Origin of the sequence: Rhodococcus sp. 1R11, assembly GCF_004563845.1 — a bacterium.
In the GTDB taxonomy this organism is placed as follows: Bacteria; Actinomycetota; Actinomycetes; order Mycobacteriales; family Mycobacteriaceae; genus Rhodococcoides.
Window position 1 is genome coordinate 94,287 of the sequence record NZ_SPNG01000001.1, and the last position, 20,736, is coordinate 115,022.

General features: G+C 65.1%; 21 protein-coding genes. 11 read left to right on the forward strand and 10 right to left on the reverse strand.

Features of this window, described 5'->3' with window-relative positions:
• Positions 1–7: 7 nt before the first annotated feature.
• A complete protein-coding gene (locus E4P29_RS00480) occupies positions 8–1,114 on the forward strand; it encodes a DUF6542 domain-containing protein (protein WP_209205249.1) in 1,107 nt (368 codons plus the stop codon).
• 30 nt (positions 1,115–1,144) lie between these two features.
• Here the strand turns inward: E4P29_RS00480 and E4P29_RS00485 are convergent, their stop codons facing one another.
• Entirely contained in the window at positions 1,145–2,152 is a 1,008-nt protein-coding gene (locus E4P29_RS00485; RefSeq protein ID WP_027498130.1) for a 4-hydroxy-3-methylbut-2-enyl diphosphate reductase, read from the reverse strand.
• Between the two features lie 96 nt (positions 2,153–2,248).
• Here E4P29_RS00485 and E4P29_RS00490 point away from each other — a divergent pair, with 96 nt between their 5' ends.
• The 3 genes from E4P29_RS00490 to E4P29_RS00500 are packed head-to-tail and all read left to right on the forward strand — an operon-like array spanning position 2,249 to position 4,393.
• Positions 2,249–2,866: a lipid droplet-associated protein gene (locus E4P29_RS00490; protein WP_135041014.1), complete on the forward strand. Its 618-nt coding sequence runs from the start codon at positions 2,249–2,251 to the stop codon at positions 2,864–2,866.
• The gene (xseA, locus tag E4P29_RS00495) at positions 2,863–4,125 is read left to right on the forward strand and encodes an exodeoxyribonuclease VII large subunit (RefSeq protein WP_027498132.1); all 1,263 of its coding nucleotides are present in this window, start codon (positions 2,863–2,865) and stop codon (positions 4,123–4,125) included. The genes E4P29_RS00490 and xseA overlap by 4 nt, the downstream gene beginning before the upstream one ends.
• Positions 4,126–4,168: 43 nt before the next feature.
• Positions 4,169–4,393, forward strand: coding sequence for an exodeoxyribonuclease VII small subunit (locus E4P29_RS00500; protein WP_027498133.1), 225 nt, complete (start codon positions 4,169–4,171; stop codon positions 4,391–4,393).
• Here the strand turns inward: E4P29_RS00500 and E4P29_RS00505 are convergent.
• The gene (locus tag E4P29_RS00505; RefSeq protein ID WP_135041016.1) at positions 4,390–4,959 is read right to left on the reverse strand and encodes a DUF4245 domain-containing protein; all 570 of its coding nucleotides are present in this window, start codon (positions 4,957–4,959) and stop codon (positions 4,390–4,392) included. The genes E4P29_RS00500 and E4P29_RS00505 overlap by 4 nt on opposite strands.
• 135 nt (positions 4,960–5,094) lie before the next feature.
• Here E4P29_RS00505 and glpX point away from each other — a divergent pair, with 135 nt between their 5' ends.
• Together glpX and E4P29_RS00515 are read left to right on the forward strand one after the other, a co-directional pair.
• Positions 5,095–6,135: a class II fructose-bisphosphatase gene (gene glpX, locus E4P29_RS00510; protein WP_027498135.1), complete on the forward strand. Its 1,041-nt coding sequence runs from the start codon at positions 5,095–5,097 to the stop codon at positions 6,133–6,135.
• Positions 6,136–6,167: 32 nt separating this feature from the next.
• Complete coding sequence (locus E4P29_RS00515; RefSeq protein ID WP_135041018.1) at positions 6,168–7,571, forward strand: class II fumarate hydratase; 1,404 nt, start codon at positions 6,168–6,170, stop codon at positions 7,569–7,571.
• A 136-nt stretch (positions 7,572–7,707) separates the two neighbouring features.
• Here E4P29_RS00515 and E4P29_RS00520 read toward each other — a convergent pair whose 3' ends face one another.
• Positions 7,708–8,565, reverse strand: a complete 858-nt coding sequence (locus E4P29_RS00520; RefSeq protein WP_135041020.1) for an acyl-ACP desaturase — start codon at positions 8,563–8,565, stop codon at positions 7,708–7,710.
• 228 nt (positions 8,566–8,793) lie between these two features.
• On the opposite strand from E4P29_RS00520, the gene E4P29_RS00525 reads away from it, so the two are divergent.
• Positions 8,794–9,201: a limonene-1,2-epoxide hydrolase family protein gene (locus E4P29_RS00525; RefSeq protein ID WP_167735343.1), complete on the forward strand. Its 408-nt coding sequence runs from the start codon at positions 8,794–8,796 to the stop codon at positions 9,199–9,201.
• A gap of 53 nt (positions 9,202–9,254) precedes the next feature.
• Here E4P29_RS00525 and E4P29_RS00530 read toward each other — a convergent pair whose 3' ends face one another.
• The 3 genes from E4P29_RS00530 to E4P29_RS00540 all read right to left on the reverse strand — a co-directional run bounded on the left by E4P29_RS00530 (position 9,255) and on the right by E4P29_RS00540 (position 13,566).
• The gene (locus E4P29_RS00530; protein WP_209205250.1) at positions 9,255–10,580 is read right to left on the reverse strand and encodes a PhoH family protein; all 1,326 of its coding nucleotides are present in this window, start codon (positions 10,578–10,580) and stop codon (positions 9,255–9,257) included.
• 442 nt (positions 10,581–11,022) lie between these two features.
• The gene (glyA, locus tag E4P29_RS00535; RefSeq protein ID WP_135041022.1) at positions 11,023–12,306 is read right to left on the reverse strand and encodes a serine hydroxymethyltransferase; all 1,284 of its coding nucleotides are present in this window, start codon (positions 12,304–12,306) and stop codon (positions 11,023–11,025) included.
• Positions 12,307–12,369: 63 nt separating this feature from the next.
• On the reverse strand, positions 12,370–13,566 hold the full coding sequence (locus E4P29_RS00540; RefSeq protein ID WP_135041023.1) for a DUF885 domain-containing protein: 1,197 nt from the start codon (positions 13,564–13,566) through the stop codon (positions 12,370–12,372).
• 126 nt (positions 13,567–13,692) lie between these two features.
• Here E4P29_RS00540 and coaA point away from each other — a divergent pair, with 126 nt between their 5' ends.
• A complete protein-coding gene (gene coaA, locus E4P29_RS00545; protein WP_027498143.1) occupies positions 13,693–14,625 on the forward strand; it encodes a type I pantothenate kinase in 933 nt (310 codons plus the stop codon).
• Positions 14,626–14,675: 50 nt separating this feature from the next.
• Here the strand turns inward: coaA and E4P29_RS00550 are convergent, their stop codons facing one another.
• Entirely contained in the window at positions 14,676–15,458 is a 783-nt protein-coding gene (locus E4P29_RS00550) for an isoprenyl transferase (protein ID WP_135041025.1), read from the reverse strand.
• A 133-nt stretch (positions 15,459–15,591) separates the two neighbouring features.
• Between E4P29_RS00550 and E4P29_RS00555 the strand changes: the two genes are divergently transcribed.
• Complete coding sequence (locus E4P29_RS00555; RefSeq protein WP_135041027.1) at positions 15,592–16,257, forward strand: hemolysin III family protein; 666 nt, start codon at positions 15,592–15,594, stop codon at positions 16,255–16,257.
• Positions 16,258–16,296: 39 nt separating this feature from the next.
• On the opposite strand, the gene E4P29_RS00560 is transcribed toward E4P29_RS00555, so the two are convergent.
• The 3 genes from E4P29_RS00560 to mca are packed head-to-tail and all read right to left on the reverse strand — an operon-like array spanning position 16,297 to position 19,450.
• Positions 16,297–18,306, reverse strand: coding sequence for a thioredoxin domain-containing protein (locus tag E4P29_RS00560; RefSeq protein ID WP_135041029.1), 2,010 nt, complete (start codon positions 18,304–18,306; stop codon positions 16,297–16,299).
• The gene (locus E4P29_RS00565) at positions 18,306–18,578 is read right to left on the reverse strand and encodes a hypothetical protein (protein ID WP_094652111.1); all 273 of its coding nucleotides are present in this window, start codon (positions 18,576–18,578) and stop codon (positions 18,306–18,308) included. The genes E4P29_RS00560 and E4P29_RS00565 overlap by 1 nt, the downstream gene beginning before the upstream one ends.
• A complete protein-coding gene (gene mca, locus E4P29_RS00570) occupies positions 18,575–19,450 on the reverse strand; it encodes a mycothiol conjugate amidase Mca (RefSeq protein WP_209205282.1) in 876 nt (291 codons plus the stop codon). Before mca ends, E4P29_RS00565 begins: the two co-directional genes overlap by 4 nt.
• Before the next feature lie 103 nt (positions 19,451–19,553).
• Here mca and E4P29_RS00575 point away from each other — a divergent pair, with 103 nt between their 5' ends.
• Together E4P29_RS00575 and greA are read left to right on the forward strand one after the other, a co-directional pair.
• On the forward strand, positions 19,554–19,994 hold the full coding sequence (locus E4P29_RS00575) for a DUF4307 domain-containing protein (RefSeq protein WP_135041031.1): 441 nt from the start codon (positions 19,554–19,556) through the stop codon (positions 19,992–19,994).
• 223 nt (positions 19,995–20,217) lie between these two features.
• On the forward strand, positions 20,218–20,712 hold the full coding sequence (gene greA / locus E4P29_RS00580; protein WP_027498150.1) for a transcription elongation factor GreA: 495 nt from the start codon (positions 20,218–20,220) through the stop codon (positions 20,710–20,712).
• The last annotated feature ends 24 nt before the right edge of the window (positions 20,713–20,736 follow it).

Here is a 20,736-nt window from a genome sequence, read left to right on the forward strand (position 1 = left end):
TCGAGGGGTGTCTACCTCCCAACGTGCCCGATCCGGGGTACCGCTGGATCACCGATCCATCCTCGCGACCCTGCCCGGCGTACCAGCGTGGGGGGCCGTTGCGATCGCCGCAGGGCTGACCTTTCTCGGATTTCTCATCGACGCCGCGCGTGGAACCGAGCTGACCGGTGCGTTCGCGTTCCTCTACATCCTCGGCTGCATCGCCGCGGTATTGCTGGTCCGCTACCGCGGACTGTTCACCGCGATGGTCCAAGCCCCGTTGATTCTGTTCGTGGCCGTGCCGCTGTCGTACCAGTACTTCACCGACAACGCGGGCACCAGCCTCAAAGACATCATCCTGAACGTAGCGATTCCGCTGGTCAACCGATTTCCATTGATGCTGCTCGGCACCCTCGTGGCCGTCGGCCTCGGTGCCGTACGCATCGTGCTGAAGCGGCAGAACACGCACGCGCCCGCAGTTCGACGCAGCACGAAGACCGCCGACGCACCTCGGCGTCGCACGAAATCGGAAGACGCCCCTCGTCGAAGCACCAAGGCCGGAGACTCCGCTCGCCGGAGCCCGACCTCCGAGGACGACACACTCACCCGGGCACAGCGGCGAGCAAAGGAAGACCGTCCGTCACGCGCACGTAGCCGTCGAGCAGCGGTGGACCGTGACGACGTGTCCGCAGTCGAGGCCACCGACATCGTGCCCGAGCCGTACGTGGGCCGCCGAGGAACCTCTCGCGCCGCAACCGATTCCGGCGCCGCGCCACGACGGTCGACAACAACGCCCGGGGCGACGCCCGGACACGCACGGCAGGCGAGTCCGCAGCCCGAGTACCAGCGGCCCTCCCGCTCGCACGCCCAGTACCCGCAGGACCGCACGCCCCCACCCGGCGTAGCGCGCCCATCGCGGCCGCAGCCGTCCGAGGCACCGTATTCGACGGAACCTCGCCGGGAGCGCTCACCTCGGGTTCAGCCGCCGCGGGACGCCGTCGACCCGTACGCCACCGGCGCTCGGCACACCGTCGAACCGGTTGTGAACGACGCGCCGCAGAACGTGCGCCGTGACGACATTCCTCCGCACCCGGTGCCGCAGGTTCGGTACCGCGACCGCCACGCCGACGACTGACCCCACCGACACCGGCCGGTCATGGACCGGTCAGCGTGCGGGGCGCAGCTCGCGGGGCAAGGAGAAAACCAGGGTTTCGTTCGCGGTGGTGACGGGCTGCACGTCCGCGTATCCGTGCTCGGCGAACAGGTCGATGACGCCCTGAACCAGGATCTCCGGCACGGACGCTCCCGACGTGATGCCGATGGTCTCGACGCCGTCGAGCCACGCCAGATCGATCTCTTTCGCGTAGTCCACCAGGTAGCTGGCCCGTGCGCCGGCACCGAGGGCGACCTCGACCAGTCGCACCGAGTTCGACGAGTTCTTCGAGCCGACGACGATCACCAGATCGCACTCCGGTGCCATCGCTTTCACCGCGACCTGACGGTTCTGCGTGGCGTAGCAGATGTCGTCGCTCGGCGGATCCTGCAAGGTCGGGAACCGCTCACGCAGCTTCGCGACCGTCATCATGGTCTCGTCGACGCTCAGCGTCGTCTGCGAAAGCCAGATGACCTTGTTCTCGTCGCGCACCGTGACGCTGTCCACCGATTCCGGGCCGTCCACGAGCTGGATGTGCTCGGGCGCCTCACCTGCGGTGCCCTCGACCTCCTCGTGGCCCTCGTGGCCGATGAGCAGAATGTCGTAGTCGTCTCGGGCGAACCGCTTGGCTTCCTGGTGCACCTTGGTCACCAGCGGGCAGGTCGCATCGATCGTCCGCAGGTTCCGCTCGGCGGCGGAAGTGTGCACCGCAGGCGAGACACCGTGCGCCGAAAACACCAGTAGCGAGCCCTCGGGCACCTCGTCGGTCTCCTCGACGAACACCGCGCCGCGATCGGACAGCGTCTCGACCACGTGCTTGTTGTGCACGATCTCCTTGCGCACGTACACCGGCGCACCGTGCTGTTCGAGTGCCTTTTCGACGGTCTCGACGGCACGATCCACGCCCGCGCAGTAGCCGCGCGGCTCGGCGAGAAGCACTCGCTTACCCCCGGCATGCGCGGTCGTGTGCGAGCCGGCGGAGTGTGCGATACCAAGATTCAGAGGAACGGCCGAAGACATACCTCCCAGGATACGTGTACCGCAGCAACCGGGTCGTTCCGCAGGCCCTGGCCTGTCGGCTACCCAAAGACGACGACTTCGGGCAGTCTGGTGTGCATGACTCGACTCCCCTTTGCGGCGCGGGTGGCTGCAGGCGTCGCCGTGACCGTCGTGGAAGAGGCCCGCAAGCTTCCCGGTTCCGCGTTGATGTTGCCGATGACCGTCGTCAGCGAGGCGTTGGCACGCGGCATGCGGCTTCAGCAGCAGGTGACAGCCCTCGCCATCAAGGGCGATCTGGTCATTTCGGCTCTGCCGGTGATCGGAACTCCGCGCGAGGAGCAGCCGTCGTGGGCAAGTTTCGACGAGGACGAGGACGACGCGTACCCCGCCGCATCGAGGTTCGACTCCGCAGCAGTCACCGATGATGTCGACGTTCCCGACGCACCGGTGGCCGAGCCCATCGCAGCGAACGGACGATTCGCTCTGTATTCGACGCCGCCGCTGGACGAACCGGTGCAGGACACCTCGGCGAAGCCCGCAGCAGCCACGACGAAGCCCGAGATCGTCGAGATGATCGACTTCGACACCCTTGCCCTCGCTCAGTTGCGCGCACGTCTGCGCACACTGTCGATCGAGGATCTGGAAACCCTGCTCGAGTACGAGAATGCGACGGCGGCCCGCGCACCGTTCCAGACCATGCTCGCCAACCGAATCACCACCGCCAAGGCGAAGTGAGCACTCCCCCCACTCAGTCCGGCCCCGCTCCATCCGGTGCGAGTACCGCCGAACAACCATGGCCGGTGCGCACCGTCGCGATGAAGGTCGCCGGGTGGATCGACAAGCTCGGCAGCATCTGGGTCGAGGGGCAGCTGACGCAGATCAACGCCCGCCCCGGCACGCGGACGGCATTTCTGACCCTGCGTGATCCGTCGGCGGACATGTCGCTGTCGGTAACCTGCTCGCCGCAACTGCTGGATCGGTCTCCCGTCCCGCTGACCGAGGGCGCGCGGGTCATCCTCTACGGCAAGCTGTCGTTCTTCACCGGCCGCGGCACCATTTCGCTGCGCGCCACAGATATTCGCGCTGTGGGTGTCGGCGAACTACTGGCCCGCATCGAACGGCTCCGGGCTCTGCTGGCGGCCGAAGGACTGTTCGACCCGCGACTCAAGCGTCCGCTGCCGTTCCTGCCCGGCACCATCGGGCTCATCACCGCCCGCGCCAGCGCAGCCGAGAAGGACGTCCTCACCGTCGCACAGAGGCGTTGGCCCGCAGTGCGATTCGAGGTACGAAACACTCCGGTTCAGGGTCCACAAGCGGTGCCGGCAATTCTGGACGCACTGAAGGATCTGAACGACGACCCGCGCGTCGACGTCATCGTCCTCGCCCGCGGCGGCGGTAGCGTCGAGGATCTGTTGCCGTTCTCCGACGAGGCTCTGTGCCGGGCCATCTCACGTGCGACGACGCCGATCGTCAGCGCCATCGGACACGAGCCCGACAGTCCCCTCAGCGATCACGTCGCCGACCTACGTGCTGCCACCCCCACCGATGCCGCCAAGCTCGTGGTGCCCGACGCCGTCGCCGAACAAGCGTTGGTCGCGGAACTGAAAGCCAGAAGCGCTGCAGCGCTTCGCAATTGGGTGGAACGGGAGGCGCGCGGGCTGGAGATGCTGCGGCATCGACCCGTGTTGGCCGATCCGTTGGCGGCCCTCGAACAGCGTCGCGAAGAAGTTCGGCGACTCGCCGATGCAGCTCGACGCGACGTGCAGCGTGAGCTGACCACCCAGGACACGCTCGTCGAACATCTGCGGGCGAGGCTGTCGACGCTGGGGCCTGCTGCCACACTTGCTCGGGGCTACGCCGTCGTGCAGCGGGTGGTGCCGGGTGCAGATCCCGAGGTACTGCGTTCGGTCGAGGATGCGCCGCCGGGGACACAGATCAGGGTGCGGGTGGCCGACGGTGCCGTCACCGCCGCAGTCATGGGCCGAGTGAAATGACGCCCGGTGAAATTACGCCGAGTGAAAGACAGAGGGAGATTCGATGAGCGAGAACGAAGACAAGCCGGTATCCGAACTGGGCTACGAGGAAGCCCGCGACGAGCTGGTCGGCGTGGTGAAGATCCTCGAGCAGGGCGGACTCGACCTCGACGCCTCCCTCGCCCTGTGGGAGCGCGGCGAACAACTGGCGACGCGCTGCGAAGAACAACTGGCGGGCGCACGCAAGCGCATCGAGACCGCGCTGGCGAGCACCGAGAACGACAGCTAGGGCGCGAGCGGTTCGGTGGCCTCGACCGCGGCCGCGAGAGTCGTGAATTCCTCGGTGTTCGCCGTGCCGCCCAACAGGATTCGCACGTCACCGAAGTCCGAGACCCAGTAGGTGCGCGAGCCTTCCTCGCCGTACACGACCCAGTCTCGACCCGAGACGTTCTGCGCGCCCGACGCGTACACCGTCTCCCCGGCCACGAACGGCACCACCAATTCCTCGGACGCCGCCGTCTGAGTCAGTTGCAGGTACGCCCCCGACCCGGTGATGTATCCGACAGTCGACGCCGCCCCACCACTGTCACCGGAAATGGTCGCGCGGCTCCCCGAATTGGGGGTCCATTCCTCGGGAACGGCCGGATTGCGCACCGGGAAACCGATTTCGGCCGCGTCGTACTGCAGTGCGGAGTTCACGTCGAAGTTGGGAATGGGTCCCTGCTTGGGTCCACCGGGGCTCAACGAGCACTGACTTGCCACGCCTGCAATCAACAAACACGCAATGACCAGCGGAATCAGCGACCAGACCATGTCGCGGTTGTTGTTGAGAATCCGAGGTTTGCTGTTTGCCACATCTCCAGTATCCCCTCTGTGCGGCAGTGCTCGGTCGGCGCGTACCTCACAGTCGACCCGACCCCACCGCGGGCATCACAGAAGTGAGATAATCCTGCCTGGGTAACACCCCACCAACCAGGAGGCTACAAACCGATGACGGCCAGCACCGAGTCCACTCGCGCCATGGCGCCAGATCGCAACCTCGCACTCGAACTCGTCCGCGTCACCGAGGCCGGTGCGCTCGCCTCGGGTCGCTGGGTCGGTCGGGGCGACAAGGAAGGTGGCGACGGAGCAGCCGTCGACGCGATGCGTCAGTTGGTCAGCTCGGTCTCCATGCGCGGCGTCGTCGTCATCGGCGAAGGCGAGAAGGACGAAGCGCCGATGCTCTACAACGGCGAGCAGGTCGGCAACGGAAACGGACCCGAGGTGGACTTCGCCGTCGACCCCGTCGACGGAACCACCCTGATGGCCAAGGGCATGCCCAACGCCATCTCGGTACTCGCCGTCGCCGAACGCGGCGCGATGTTCGATCCCTCGGCCGTGTTCTACATGGAGAAGATCGCCGTCGGACCCGATTACGCCGACGTCATCGACATCACCGTCCCCGTCGCCGAGAACATCGCCCGCATCGCCAAGATCAAGAAGGGTTCAGCCTCCGACGTGACGGTGTGCATCCTCGATCGCCCCCGGCATGCCGAACTGATCCAGCAGGTGCGCGACGCCGGATCACGCATCCGGTTGATCTCCGACGGTGACGTCGCCGGTGCCATCGCCGCCGCTCGTCCCGACTCGGGCACCGACATGCTCATCGGAACCGGCGGAACGCCCGAGGGCATCATCGCGGCCGCCGCGATGCGCTGCATGGACGGCGCGATCCTGGGCCGTCTGGCACCCACGGACGACACCGAGAAGCAGAAGGCCATCGACGCCGGCCACGACCTCGATCGCGTCCTCGACACCAAGGACCTCGTCTCGGGCGAGAACGTCTTCTTCACCGCCACCGGCGTCACCGACGGCGACCTGCTGCGCGGTGTCCGCTACGCGGGCGGCGGAGCCCACACCCAGTCCATCGTCATGCGCTCCAAGTCCGGCACCGTGCGCATGATCGACGCCTACCACCGCCTCGAGAAGCTGCGCGAGTACTCCTCGGTGGACTTCGACGCCGACGAATCCGGCCAGGCACCGTCCTTCTGATCCCCGAAACCACGACTGGCAAAGTAAGGCTCATGACGCAGACAGACGAACAGCAGTTCCGGATCGAACACGACACCATGGGAGAGGTTCGCGTCCCCATCGACGCGCTCTGGCGCGCCCAGACGCAGCGTGCGGTGGAGAACTTCCCCATCTCGGGCCGCCCGCTCGAGCGCACCCAGATCCGCGCGATGGGCCTGCTCAAGGCAGCCTGCGCGCAGGTCAACAAGGATCTCGGTCTGCTCGACGGCGCATTGGCCGACGCGATCATCGCCGCCGCCAACGAGATCGCCGAGGGCAAGCACGACGATCAGTTCCCGATCGACGTCTTCCAGACCGGCTCGGGCACCAGCTCCAACATGAACGCCAACGAGGTCATCGCGTCGATCGCCAAGGCCAACGGCGTCGAGGTGCACCCCAACGACCACGTGAACATGTCGCAGTCCTCCAACGACACGTTCCCGACGGCCACGCACGTCGCCGCCACCGAAGCAGCCGTCACCTCCCTGGTGCCCGCACTGCGGCACCTGCACGAGGCTCTGGTGACCAAGGCCACCGAGTGGAAGCACGTCGTCAAGTCCGGACGCACCCACCTGATGGATGCCGTCCCGGTCACTCTCGGTCAGGAATTCGGCGGCTACGCCCGGCAGATCGAGGCCGGCATCGAGCGCGTCGAAGCCACCCTGCCGCGTCTGGGTGAACTGCCCATCGGCGGCACCGCCGTCGGCACCGGCCTCAACGCACCCGACGGCTTCGGCCCGAAAGTTGTTGCGGAACTGGTCAAGTCGACCGGCATCGATGCACTCACCGCAGCCAAGGATTCGTTCGAGGCTCAGGCCGCTCGTGACGGACTGGTCGAAGCATCCGGCGCACTGCGCACCATCGCAGTGTCACTGACCAAGATTGCCAACGACATTCGCTGGATGGGATCGGGGCCGCTCACCGGACTCGGCGAGATCGCGCTCCCCGACCTGCAGCCCGGCAGCTCGATCATGCCCGGCAAGGTCAATCCCGTTCTGCCCGAAGCAGTCACCCAGGTAGCTGCACAGGTCATCGGTAACGACGCGGCAGTGGCCTTCGGCGGCGCATCGGGTGCCTTCGAGCTCAACGTCTACATCCCGATGATGGCCCGCAACGTTCTCGAATCCTTCAAGTTGCTCGCCAACGTCTCGGTGCTCTTCGCCGACAAGTGCGTCGTCGGCCTCGAAGCCAACGTCGAGCACCTCAAGACCCTCGCCGAGTCCTCGCCGTCCATCGTGACCCCGCTGAACTCCGCAATCGGCTACGAGGAAGCGGCCGCAGTCGCCAAGCAGGCACTGAAGGAGAAGAAGACCATCCGTCAGACCGTCATCGACCGCGGACTGATCGGCGACAAGCTCAGCGAAGCAGAACTGGACAAGCGCCTCGACGTCCTCGCCATGGCGAAGGTCAAGGACTAGCTTTCCCGTTCGCCCCGCCGGACCCCTGAACGCAGCTCGCCCCCGGTTGGATCAATGTGGGTTTCAGTCACTCTGACTGCAACAAAGTCGCATTGATCCGACCGGGGGCGGGTGTTTTTCGAAAGGGGCCGAAACCTCAGGCCAGGTGCGCGAGTTCTTCGCGTGCCTTCAGGCCGTCCTCGCCCAGATCGGTGCGGTCGAAGATCTTCCAGCCTGCAAGCAATGGCTTGAACACCTTGTCGCGTTCCTGATCGGCGTCGTAGATGCCGGCTTCGGCAAGCGCGGCGATGCTGCTGCCGCGGTCGGGTAGCTCGATCTCGGGGATCTTGAAGCCGTTGATACGGTCGGCCACTGCGCGCGCAGCCTGATCCGGTACGACAGCGAATGCCTCGTCGATGATGTTGGCGTAGAACGTCGACTGCAGCTCGTCGTCGTCGGCGATTTTGCCGAGGATGGTGGCCAGTACCGGATCCTTGCCGAGGGCGATGGTGTTGCGGTTACGCAGGGCGGCAGCAGCTTCTTCGATGGCGAAGTGCGCCAGGATGTCGAGCAGCCGCTGGCTGGGCGCGTCGAATCCGAGGGTCATGTGCTCCATCCGAACTCGCTCGAGGGCGACCGGATCGACAGCGCGAGTGAGCACCAGGAAGTTGCGCAGCACGATCGACTGTCGGTTCTCTTCGGACGTCCAGCGGCCCGTCCACTTCCACCAGGCACCGAGGCCGGTGAGGGCGTGGGCCAGTTCCCGGTGGTATGCGGGGAGGTTGTCGGCCACCAAGACGCCCACCGTGGCGGACAGAATTTCGACGTCGCTCAGGTGCGACTGCTCGGGCGACCAGTCCTCGCCGCCGAGGAACGCGAAGTTCTTGCCGTCGTCGAACGGCGCGAGCTCATGGGGGTGCCAATCACTCGCTGCCTCGATATGGCGTCGTAGATTCTCTTCGACCGCAGGCTCCAAACGGACCAGCAGATCACCGTCGGACAGGTTCGTAGACATGTGGTAACCGTAGCGCCTGCCGCCGAGCGACCGACGCCGTGCCCCTGACCTCTGTGAATTCTCCCAACGGTTCGATATTTCGGCCGAGGCCAACCGGCCTTCCAGGCGTTTTCACCCCCCCGGGGACGGTGTCATGTTCGCGATCGAACCGACCCGCGAGAGTGCATCCGACGAGCAATTCGGTCACACTCGAGTTCTTCGACGGCGATGGATGGAGCGGATCACCACATGACCGATACACAGCAGGCAACCGAGATCGTGGAAGAGCTGTTCGACGCGCTGAGATCTCGCGACACCGATCGTGCGATGACTCTTCTCGACGACCGCGTCGTCTGGCACAACGTGGGACTTCCGAAGGTGCGCGGCACCTCGAACGTCGGACGGTTCCTGGCGCTGCTCGCCAAGCCTGCGTTCGGCTTCGACGTCACCGTCCACAACATCGCGGCCGACGGACATGTCGTCCTCACCGAACGCACCGACGTCCTGATCTGGCGTCGGCTCCGGATCGAGTTCTGGGTGTGCGGAACCTTCGAGCTGCGCGAAGGCAAAGTAGCTGTGTGGCGCGATTATTTCGACAACGTCGACTTCTTGAAAGGCGTTGCGAGAGGAGTGCTCGGGGCCGCGCTGGGCCGGTGACCCATGTGAGTGGAACTTCGTAGTGGGCTACGAAGTTCCACTCACGAGCGGCGTCAGGCCCCTGACGGACCGAATTCTTCGAGCATTTCGGTCACCAGTGCGGCGATCGGTGAACGCTCGCTTCGAGTGAGGGTGATGTGTGCGAAAAGTGGGTGGCCCTTGAGCTTTTCGATGACGGCAGCGACGCCGTCGTGTCGTCCGACCCGCAGGTTGTCACGTTGCGCGACGTCGTGGGTGAGCACGACGCGTGAGCCGGACCCCAGCCGGGACAAGACCGTCAGCAGCACATTGCGCTCGAGCGACTGCGCCTCGTCGACGATCACGAACGAATCGTGGAGCGAGCGACCGCGAATGTGCGTGAGCGGCAACACTTCCAGCATGCCGCGGGCGATGACTTCTTCCATCACCTCGGGGCTCGCGAGTCCTTCGAGGGTGTCGAAGACCGCCTGTCCCCAGGGGCCCATCTTCTCGCTCTCACTGCCGGGGAGGTAGCCGAGCTCCTGCCCGCCGACGGCGTAAAGAGGCCGGAAAACAACGACTTTCCGATGTGAGCGACGTTCGAGGACGGCCTCGAGTCCGGCAGTGAGAGCCAGTGCGGACTTACCGGTGCCGGCCTTGCCGCCGAGCGAGACGATGCCGATGCTCTCGTCGAGCAAAAGATCGAGCGCCACGCGTTGTTCCGCCGAACGACCGTGCAGGCCGAACGCCTCACGCTCGCCGCGCACGAGCTGAAGCTGCTTGTCGGGCGTGACGCGCCCCAGTGCACTCTGCCGTCCGGCAAGCAGCCGAACTCCGGTGTGGCACGGAAGGTCTCGGGCCTCGACAAGATCGATGACACCGTCGTTGAACAGGGTGTCCACGGCATCGGAGGGCACCTCGAGCTCCGTCATACCGGTCCATCCGGACGGGACGACGTCGTGAGCGTGGTACTCGTCGGCGGGAAGACCGACGGCACCGGCCTTCACACGCAACGGAATGTCCTTGCTGACGAGGACGACGTCCTTGCCCTCTGCTTTGAGATTCAGAGCGCAGGCGAGGATTCGAGAATCGTTGGAGTCGGTACGGAATCCGACGGGAAGCACCGACGGATCGGTGTGATTGAGCTCGACTTGCAGTGTGCCACCTGAAGTTCCGATGGGAACCGGCTGGTCGAGTCGGCCGAATTCTACGCGAAGGTCGTCGAGCATGCGCAAGGATTCCCGCGCGAACCATCCCAGTTCGTGGTGGTGGCGTTTGCCCTCCAACTCACTGATGACTACGAGCGGAAGTACCACATTGTGCTCGGCGAACCGAATGACTGCCCAGGGATCGGAGAGCAGGACCGAGGTATCGAGCACGAAGGTCCGAAGAGGGGCGGAAACGGAGCGTGAAGTGGTCACGTGGGGCTCCTACGTTTGCGCGGCACCGCGCAAACTCTGTTCGCTCGGCCGGTCGGGTCCGATGTGTCAGGTGACACGAGGACCGGGTACCGGCCCTCTCGCGCTCACTAGCTCAGTCACGTATCAGAACCTCCCGCACAGACAACTTCCCCGCTGCCTGTTACTGCCGACGGTACCGCCGAAACCCGGGTTCGGCTTGCTAAGAGTCTGGCGTGTCGGTGAACAACGCGTTACGGCCGATTCGGCCCAGGTCAGCGAAACATCGGGTGCCGAAACCGGCCCTCCCCCGTCGGATCAATGTGGCTTTGTTGCACTCAGATCGACTGATAGCCACATTGATCCGACCGGGGGCCAGCGTCAATGAACCATTGCAGACGTCTGAGCGGTGCAATGGTCCATTGACGCGGAGCGGGGTGGGCGGGGGTAGGCAGGAAAGCCAGGGTCAGCCCAGCAATCCCCAGTCTTCGAGGCCCTCGTACAGCGGCTTGCTCTGCGCCAGTTTCACGACGCGTTCTTTCAGGGCGTCGGTGGCCTGTCCGGTGGCGAGGGCGGTGGCGATGATGTCGGCGACCTCGGTGAATTCGGCTTCGCCGAATCCGCGGGTGGCCAGAGCGCCGGTGCCGATGCGCAGGCCGGAGGTGACCATTGGCGGGCGCGGGTCGAAGGGCACGGCGTTGCGGTTGACGGTGATGCCGACCTCGTGCAGGAGGTCTTCTGCCTGCTGGCCGTCGAGCTCGGAGTTGCGGAGGTCGACGAGTACGAGGTGCACGTCGGTGCCGCCGGTGAGGACGGAGACGCCCTTGTCGGCGACGTCGGCACCGGTGAGCCGCTCGGCGAGCAGCGACGCGCCGAGGAGGGTGCGTTCCTGACGTTCCTTGAACTCGGGCGTCGCAGCGATCTTGAAGGCGACGGCCTTCGCGGCGATGGCGTGCATCAGCGGTCCGCCCTGCTGTCCGGGGAACACTGCGGAGTTGAGCTTCTTGGCCCATTCCTTCTTCGCGAGGATGATGCCGGAGCGCGGTCCGCCGAGGGTCTTGTGCACGGTGGAGGAGACGACGTCTGCATAGGGCACGGGCGAGGGGTGCACGCCTGCGGCGACGAGTCCGGCGAAGTGCGCCATGTCGACCCAGAGCAGTGCGCCCACTTCGTCGGCGATGGAGCGGAACGCAGCGAAGTCCTGGTGGCGCGGGTAGGCAGACCAGCCGGCAATCAGCACCTGGGGCTTGGCGGCGATGGCCTGCTTGCGCACCTCGTCCATGTCGATGCGGTGATCTTCTTTGCTGACGCCGTAGGACTCGACCTCGTAGAGCTTGCCCGAGAAGTTCAGCTTCATGCCGTGGGTGAGGTGGCCACCGTGCGCCAGGTCGAGGCCCATGATCTTGTCGCCCGGGTTGATCAGTGCCATCAGTACCGCGGCGTTGGCCTGCGCGCCGGCGTGCGGCTGCACGTTGGCGAACTCGGCACCGAAGAGTTCCTTGGCGCGATTGCGGGCGAGATCCTCGACGACGTCGACGTGCTCACAACCGCCGTAGTAGCGGCGTCCGGGGTAGCCCTCGGCGTACTTGTTGGTCAGGACGCTGCCCTGGGCCTGCAGAACCGCGCGGGGCACGAAGTTCTCCGACGCGATCATCTCGAGGGTGTCGCGCTGACGTCCCAGTTCACCTGCCATCGCCTCGGCGACCTCGGGATCGAGCTCGGCCAGTGACAGGTTGTTGACGTCAGTCATAACAGGAGTCTCCAAGGGACATCAGAGTAAGGGGGCATCGAAAAACAACGGACCTGGACCAGTTTACGAGACGCGTACTGCACCCGGTGTCAGTGGCTCGTCGAGCAGTCTGCCGAACAGCTGTGCCCGCTCGCTGGCGCTCTCACCCTGGTCCAGCCAGCCGGCGAGAAGCTTGTAGCCCTCGACGTAGGTACTGATGTACGCCCGCCACAGTGGCGAGGACAGAAAGCGCAGACTGTGCCGTGCGCGCTGCGGCGAGGCCAGCGACCATCGCTCCAGGTAGGCGGCCACATCGTCCTCGCTCTTGTGCTGATCGTGCAGCAACAGCGCGGCGTCCTGGCGAACTCCCAGCAGCTGGCTCGACGCCGCCGAGAGTCGCTCGGCCTTGTCTCCGTCGAATCGCAGTCCGAGGTCGGCGTAGATTTCCTGCGCCCATGCGCCCCAGCCTTCGCCGACGATCGCTCCGAGAGCGTGATCTGCGAGCCCCTCGGCCATCAGGCACTGCGGGGTGTTGACCACGAACAATGTCTGCTCGAGCTGTCCTGCACCGACGAGCCCCGTCTCCTTGCGGCAGTGCTCGGTGTGGTGGCCGGGATACGACTCGTGCGCGATCAGGTGAGGCAGGTTCGCCATCTGCTGTTCGATGTCGGAGTTGATGGCGACGGTGGACTGGAAATTGCCGAGGTAGTAGTTGAATCCCGACCACGGCTTGTCGCCGACTACTTCGTACGTCACCTTCTCGTTCTCGGGCAACGAGTATTCGGCGCGAACACGGTCGCGCAATGCGGACGAGAACGCCTCGACGCAGTCCTGCAGTCGATCCGCGGGAATGACGTCGGCGCGGCGGTGGGCGATCAACCGTTCGCTCAGCGAGCCGGGTCCGGGGAGCACCTCGTCCATCTTGCGATGCGCCTGCAGGTACTGGTCCTGATCCCCCGGTGCGATCCGAACGTCGAAGTAGGCATGCACCTCGTCGACGAAACCGATGTTCTCACCTGCAAATTTACGCGCGGAGCATTCCAACGCCCGCAGGTGGACGTCGAGGAAAGTCCGGCGTTCCGGTGTGAGTTCGACGTTGCCGAGCTCGGCGCGCAATGTCTGTGCTCGACGGATCAGCTCGCGCGGCTCCGGAGCCGGGGCGTTCTCGGTGATGCGACGCAGTTCGGGATCACCGGTGTACGCGTCGACGAAACCGTCTTCGAGTCGGTCGAAACTCAGGCCCAGCAACAGGTATTCGCGAACCAGGGAAGGAGCATCCATATCCGAACCCTAGTACGGCGAACGACCCCGCCCGTGCGCGGTGGACCGGCACCGAGCACAATCTGAAACCATGCGACTCGCGCCCGACAGGAGCACAGCCGAACCCTCAGCAGCTCCGATGCTCAGGTGGCGTGCGTGAGCGAGTCCAGTCCGTACGTCGAGTTCGACCGTGTGCAGTGGCGCACGCTGCGTCAATCCACACCGCTGGTACTCACCGAAGAGGAACTGGTCGGCCTGCGCGGTCTCGGTGAACAGATCGATCTGGACGAGGTGGCCGAGGTCTATCTGCCGCTGGCCCGACTGATTCATCTCCAGGTGGCCGCGCGCCAGCGATTGTTCGCGGCGACGGCCACGTTCCTCGGCGAGAAACATCCCGATCGACAGGTTCCGTTCGTCATCGGCGTCGCGGGAAGCGTCGCGGTCGGTAAATCCACCACTGCCCGTGTGCTGCAAGCACTCCTGGCGCGGTGGGATCACCACCCACGGGTGGACCTCGTCACCACCGACGGATTCCTGTATCCGACGGCCGAGCTCATGCGTCGAGGAATCCTGCACCGCAAGGGTTTTCCCGAAAGTTACGACCGACGCAAGCTGCTCAGGTTCGTCACCGAGGTCAAGTCCGGAACCGAAGAGGTGGGCGCGCCGGTCTATTCGCACGTGTCGTACGACATCGTCAAAGGCCAGTACCACATGGTTCGCCAGCCCGACATCCTGATCGTGGAGGGGCTCAACGTACTCCAGACCGGACCTCGGCTGATGGTCTCGGATCTGTTCGACTTCTCGATCTACGTCGACGCTCGGATCGAGGACATCGAGAGCTGGTACGTGAAGCGCTTCCTGGCGCTACGCAAGACCTCGTTCACCGACCCGTCCTCGCATTTTCACCACTACGCAGGATTGTCCGACGATCACGCGCAGATCGCGGCGGAGGATCTGTGGCATTCGATCAACCTGCCGAACCTGGTGGAGAACATTCTGCCGACGCGTCCGCGAGCAACCATGGTGCTGCGCAAGGACAACGACCATGCGATCAACCGGCTGCGCCTGCGAAAGTTGTAGGTCCAGGTCGTGAGTGGAAGTTCGTAGCAGGCTACGAAGTACCGCGCACGTCAGATACCGAACCGGCGGTGCCGTGCGGCGAAATCACGCAGGGCTCGCAAGAAGTCGACGCGGCGAAATTCCGGCCAATAGGCCTCGGTGAACCAGATCTCCGAATATGCGCTCTGCCACAGCAGGAAACCGGACAGGCGTTGCTCTCCCGAGGTGCGGATGACGAGATCCGGATCGGGCTGGCCCGAGGTGTACAGGTGACTGTCGATACCGTCGACGTTGATGGAGGCCACCAGGTCGTCCCCGGTGATGCCCTCGGCGATCTTCTCGGTGACCAACGACTGCACGGCGTCGGCGATCTCCTGACGCCCGCCGTACCCGACGGCGACATTGACGTGTGTCCCTGTTCGCCCCTCGGTCAGCGCAGCCGCTTCCTTGAGTCTGCGGGCCGTCGAGGCCGGCAGCAGATCGAGTGTCCCGACGAGTTTGACACCCCAGTTCATCTCGGGTCCGCAGATCTCCTCGACGACGTCGGTGATGATATCGAGCAGCGAATCGAGCTCGTCGGCATCCCGCCGAAGATTCTCGGTCGAGAGCAGATAGATGGTGGCCATCTCTATTCCGGCAGCATCACACCAGCCGAGCATCTCGGCGATCTTGAGAGCCCCCATGCGGTGGCCGTGCGCGACGTCGGTGAACCCGTTCTCCCGCGCCCACCGCCGGTTGCCGTCGCACATCACCGCGACGTGCCGCGGATGCTGTACACCCTCGAGCTGACTCAACAGACGCCGCTCGTACACGTTGTAGAGAACGCCGCGCACCTTCTGCGGAATGATCACCACTACTTCGTCACCGCTGCTCTCATCACCACGGAGGATCACCTTACGCCGACGTCTTCGAGCGGGCGGCCGGTACAGTAGCGTCCGAACCTACGGTTGCGTAGGTTCACTACGGCGGAACGGGAGGTCATCTTTCATGACGATGTTCGGACTGGACGAGATACCCGTCAAACCACGCATGCGTGGCTGGATTCACCTGTACGCCTTCGGCGTCGCGGTGGTGTGCGCGATCACCCTCGTCACCATGGCGTTCAGCCTGGTGTCGGTCAGCGCAGGCCTCGCGACGGGAATCTACTCGATCACCGTGTGCGGGGTGTTCGGCGTCAGCGCTACCTACCACCGCGTGCCCTGGAAGACCACAGCGTCGCAGATCTGGATGAAGCGCGCCGACCACTCGATGATCTTTCTGTTCATCGCCGGTAGCTACACCCCGTTCGCCGTACTGGGTCTGCCGGCCGCGACGGGACGAACTCTGTTGATCGTCGTGTGGATCGGGGCGATCTGTGGGGTGGCTTTGAAAATGCTGTGGCCCACCGCTCCCCGCTGGGTCGGGGTACCGCTGTACCTCGTTCTCGGCTGGGCCATCGTGCCGGTCGCTCCCACGCTGATCGAGCACGTCGGCTTTGCACCGTTCCTGTTGTTACTGGTCGGCGGCATCTTCTACAGTGTCGGGGCAATCCTCTACGCCACCAAGTGGCCGAATCCGTGGCCCGCGACATTCGGCCATCACGAATTCTTCCACGCAGCAACGGTGTTGGCGGCTATCTGCCACCTCGTGGCAGTGTGGCTCGTCCTGTTCTGACGGCGCGTCGGAAGGACTCGGAACACCACGTCGGCGACGTCACTTCCGCAGAGCGACCGCCAGATCCTCGACCGACGTCACAGGGCGGTCGCAGACGAATCCGCGACACACGTACGCCGTTTCCTGCCCATCGACGGGCGGTCGGCCCGTCAGCAGTGCAGACGAATCGGCTGAGCCTGCGACCACCACGGAACCCCCGGGTGCCAGCGACCGCGCGGCGGCGAGCAACTCACCACCCGGCGCGAGCGACACGGCGACCTGAATAGGGCCGCGCACTGCCGCCTCGGCCACGGCCAGCCAGTGCCCACCCGATCTCGGGGCGCGTTCGAGGATGGCCGCCGCCCGAGCGAGCGACGCGGCGGCCAGTTCCGCATACCGTGCAGACGACTCGTGATCGACGAGGGCGGCGGCGGTGAGCAGCGCCTCGGCCATCGTCGACGCTCCCGACGGAGTCGCGCCGTCGATCGGATCCCGCGGCCGGGTCACCAGGGTCTCGGCATCGTCGGCGGTGTCGAACCAGCTGCCGACATCGTCGGGATCGGCGAAGTGCTCGATCGCAGCGTCGAGGATCGTCGTCATCCGCTGGGTCCAGACTGCGTCGCCGGTGGCCTGGAACAGCGTGGCAGTGGCCACGGCGAGGCAGGCGTAGTCCTCGAGCACTCCGGTGGCCTCACCCACCGCACTACCGAGTGACGCCCGCCGGACGCGTCCCGATTCGACATGAGTCGCGAACAGTTGCTCGCCGCATTCGACGGCCGCGTCGACCCAGGTCGGTTCGTTCGATCCGGTTCCGGCCTCGGCCAACGCGGTGATGGCCAGCGCGTTCCATGCGGTGACCACCTTGTCGTCTCGACCGGGTTGCGGCCGCGACGCTCGAGCCGCCGACAACGCGTCCCGTATGCGGGCGAAACGGTCGTAGTCCTCGGGCTCGGCGGGCAGTTGCAGCACCGACATACCGGCCTCGAACGTGCCGGCGGAATTCACTGCGAACAGGCCCGCAGCCCATACACCGTCCTCGAAACCGAGGGTGTCGACGAGCTGCTCGGGCGTCCACACGTAGGTCAGACCCTCGACTCCTTCGGTGTCGGCATCGAGCGCCGACGCGAAACAGCCGTTGGCCGTACGCAATTCACCGAGCATGAATCGTGCCGTATCCGACGCCACCCGGCGCAGCAGCGGATCGTCGTCGATTCTGGCGGCGTGCGCGTAGAACCGCAGCAGCAGCGCATTGTCGTAGAGCATCTTCTCGAAGTGCGGGACGATCCATTCGGCGTCGACCGAGTACCGCGCGAAGCCGCCGGCGAGTTGGTCGTAGATGCCTCCGCGCGCCATCGCCGATGCGGTCCGACGCACCACGGCGAGAACCTCGGCGTCGCCGGTGCGCTCGTAGTGCCGGAGCAGACCCTCGAGCAGCGCACCCGGTGGAAACTTCGGTGCCCGGCCGAAGCCGCCGTAGGTGGTGTCCTCGTCGGCGCAGACCGCCGCGACGGACGCGGCGAGAAAGTCGGCGTCCATCGGTCTTCCGCCGGCTGGAATACCGGAACTCTGTTTGCGCAGTTCGGTGACGATGGCCGCGGACGCGTCGAACACCTCTTGTCTGCGGGTGGACCACGTGTCGGCGATCGCAGTCAGTAGCTGCTCGAAAGAGGGCATCCCCTGACGCGGGGCCGGTGGGTAGTACGTCCCGCAGTAGAACGGTTCCGTCTCGGGAGTGAGGAAGCAGGTCATGGGCCAACCGCCCTGACCGGTCATCGCGACAGTGGCGTTCATGTACACCGCATCGAGATCGGGACGCTCTTCCCGATCGACCTTGATGCACACGAAGTGCTCGTTCATCAGGGCCGCGGTGGCCTCGTCCTCGAACGATTCGTGTGCCATGACATGACACCAGTGGCACGCCGAGTACCCGATGGACAACAGGATCGGGACGTCGCGATCACGCGCGGACTGCAGTGCCTGCGGTCCCCATTGCTGCCAGTGCACCGGATTGTCCGCATGCTGACGTAGATACGGACTGGTGGACTCGCCCAGCGTGTTCGCGTCGAGCATCAGGGTTCGTCGGAAACAGCGGGTTTCGGACGGCTGGTGTCCGGTTGTGGGCTCGGCGTGATGCCTCCACGATCGGTGCCCTCGTCGAGCGCCTGATCCAGCGTGGGATCTTCCTTCTCGAACGTCGCGGGCAGACGCTTGATCTTCTTGTTCATGGACCAGATCAGCAGCGCCGTTCCGACCAGTAACGCCACGAGGATCACCAGACCGATCGGCGACGACTTGCCGAACTCGGGCCCCGTGGGCTGCTGGGCGAGGATCGACACGATCATTGTTCGGTCTCTTCTATTCCCGCGAACAGGTCGGTCTCGGGCAGTGACGTGGTCACGCGGGTGCGGGCGAGCTCGAACTCCTCGGTGGGCCACAACTTGCGTTGGACGTCCACCGGCACCGCGAAGAACGCTCCGTTGGGATCGATCTGCGTCGCATGGGCTCGCAGTGCGTCGTCGCGCTGCTCGAACCAGGTGCCCACGTCGACCTGCGTGGTGATGCGCTCCATGATCTCGTCGCGCTGACCGTCCCACCGCTTCAGCCAGTCGACGAACGGGCTTTCCTCGCCGCGATCGATGAACCAGTCGTGGAAGAGCTGCATGCGCTTACGCAGGAAACCGTGCGAGTAGTAGAGCTTGAGCGGAGTCCACGGCTCACCCGCATCGGGGAAACGCTCGGGATCGCCCGCGGCTTCCCACGCGGCCATCGAGACCTCGTGGCAGCGGATGTGATCGGGATGCGGGTAGCCGCCGCGTTCGTCGTACGTGGTGATGACGTGGGGCTTGAAGTCTCGAACCACCTTCACCAACGCCTCGGTGGACACCTCCAACGGCACCAGCGCGAAACAGCCCTCGGGCAGCGGCGGCAGCGGATCGCCCTCGGGGAGTCCCGAGTCCTCGAATCCGAGCCACGTCTGCTGTACCCCGAGGATGCGCGCCGCCTCGGCCATCTCTTCGCGTCTGACCTCCCGGATGCGTTCGTGGACGCCCGGAATGTCCATCGCCGGATTGAGGATGTCCCCTCGCTCGCCGCCGGTGAGCGTGACGACCAGAACGTCGTGCCCTTCGGCCGCATAGCGGGCCGTGGTCGCAGCACCTTTGCTGGACTCGTCGTCGGGATGGGCATGCACTGCCATGAGCCGCAGTCCGGACACGTTCTTCCTCACCTCGGATTCGCCTTGTTCTTGCCTGCCCTATAGTTCCACCTGACGCCGACATGCCCCCAGCGGCACCCCCGATTTCATTCCGAGAGCTGACATGACCAACGCACTTCCCGCAGGTAGATACCCGTCGGGTTCCGGTCCCAGCGGCCTTCGGCGAGCTCCGAAACGTGCGACGAAGATCGCACTGGTGGCACTGGTCCTGCTGGTCGGGCTCGGCGTGGCCTATTACGCGTACACGAAGTTCTCGGTCAAGCCCATCGAAGGCAGCCAGCTCTCGTTCGACATCGTCGACGACAGCACGATGTCGATCCGTTTCAGCGTCACCCGGGAGAACCCGGAGCAGCCGGCGGTGTGCATCGTCCGCGCGCGTTCTCGCGATGGTTCCGAGACGGGACGACGCGAGGTGTACATCCCACCGGAGTCCTCGTCGACCACGGTGGAACTCACCACCGACGTGACGACGTCGTCCCCGCCCGCCGTCGGAGACGTGTACGGCTGCAGCCTCGATGTTCCCGAGTATTTACGAGCCCGATAGGCGAACAGCCTGTTCGTGGTAAGCTCGGGTCGTACACGGCTGCCGCACAGGTGCCGTGTATTGCTGCATTGCGGGCAGGGTTACCTGCGTCAACGATGTCGACGGCTCCAGGATGCGGGCCGACCAAGGGGATCCATCCATTGGAGTCCCCTCTTCGTTGCGTGCCCTACCGCCTAGAAACCGGAATCGAACTCGAGATTCCGACTACGAGGGAGTGATCGAGATGACCGAGACCCAGGTGACCTGGCTTACCCAGGAATCACACGACAGGCTCAAGAGCGAACTCGACCAGCTCATTTCCAATCGCCCCGTCATCGCCGCCGAGATCAACGAGCGTCGCGAAGAAGGCGATCTGAAGGAGAACGGCGGCTACCACGCTGCGCGCGAGGAGCAGGGCCAGCAGGAAGCACGCATTCGTCAGCTGCAGGAACTGCTCAACAACGCCAAGGTCGGCGAGGCACCGACCCAGTCGGGCGTGGCTCTGCCCGGATCCGTCGTCAAGGTCTACTACGACGGCGACGAGTCCGACACCGAGACCTTCCTGATCGCCACCCGCGAAGAGGGTGCCCGCGACAGCAAGCTCGAGGTGTACTCCCCCGCGTCCCCGCTGGGTGGATCGCTCATCGACGCGAAGGTCGGCGACACCCGCGAGTACACCCTGCCCAACGGCAAGACCATGAAGGTCACGCTCGTCAGCGCGGAGCCGTACCACACGTAAGCCTGCTCGAAGAAGGTGTGATGC

Excerpts from the sequence above, each read along its gene's own strand:
- E4P29_RS00490 (WP_135041014.1), top strand. The coding sequence starts at position 2,249 with ATGACTCGACTCCCCTTTGCGGCGCGGGTGGCTGCAGGCGTCGCCGTG.
- greA (WP_027498150.1), top strand. The coding sequence starts at position 20,218 with ATGACCGAGACCCAGGTGACCTGGCTTACCCAGGAATCACACGACAGG.
- E4P29_RS00525 (WP_167735343.1), top strand. The coding sequence starts at position 8,794 with ATGACCGATACACAGCAGGCAACCGAGATCGTGGAAGAGCTGTTCGAC.
- E4P29_RS00540 (WP_135041023.1), bottom strand. The coding sequence starts at position 13,566 with ATGGATGCTCCTTCCCTGGTTCGCGAATACCTGTTGCTGGGCCTGAGT.
- E4P29_RS00565 (WP_094652111.1), bottom strand. The coding sequence starts at position 18,578 with ATGATCGTGTCGATCCTCGCCCAGCAGCCCACGGGGCCCGAGTTCGGC.
- glpX (WP_027498135.1), top strand. The coding sequence starts at position 5,095 with ATGACGGCCAGCACCGAGTCCACTCGCGCCATGGCGCCAGATCGCAAC.
- glyA (WP_135041022.1), bottom strand. The coding sequence starts at position 12,306 with ATGACTGACGTCAACAACCTGTCACTGGCCGAGCTCGATCCCGAGGTC.
- E4P29_RS00560 (WP_135041029.1), bottom strand. The coding sequence starts at position 18,306 with ATGCTCGACGCGAACACGCTGGGCGAGTCCACCAGTCCGTATCTACGT.
- E4P29_RS00520 (WP_135041020.1), bottom strand. The coding sequence starts at position 8,565 with ATGTCTACGAACCTGTCCGACGGTGATCTGCTGGTCCGTTTGGAGCCT.
- E4P29_RS00515 (WP_135041018.1), top strand. The coding sequence starts at position 6,168 with ATGACGCAGACAGACGAACAGCAGTTCCGGATCGAACACGACACCATG.
- E4P29_RS00485 (WP_027498130.1), bottom strand. The coding sequence starts at position 2,152 with ATGTCTTCGGCCGTTCCTCTGAATCTTGGTATCGCACACTCCGCCGGC.
- E4P29_RS00555 (WP_135041027.1), top strand. The coding sequence starts at position 15,592 with ATGACGATGTTCGGACTGGACGAGATACCCGTCAAACCACGCATGCGT.
- E4P29_RS00500 (WP_027498133.1), top strand. The coding sequence starts at position 4,169 with ATGAGCGAGAACGAAGACAAGCCGGTATCCGAACTGGGCTACGAGGAA.
- E4P29_RS00575 (WP_135041031.1), top strand. The coding sequence starts at position 19,554 with ATGACCAACGCACTTCCCGCAGGTAGATACCCGTCGGGTTCCGGTCCC.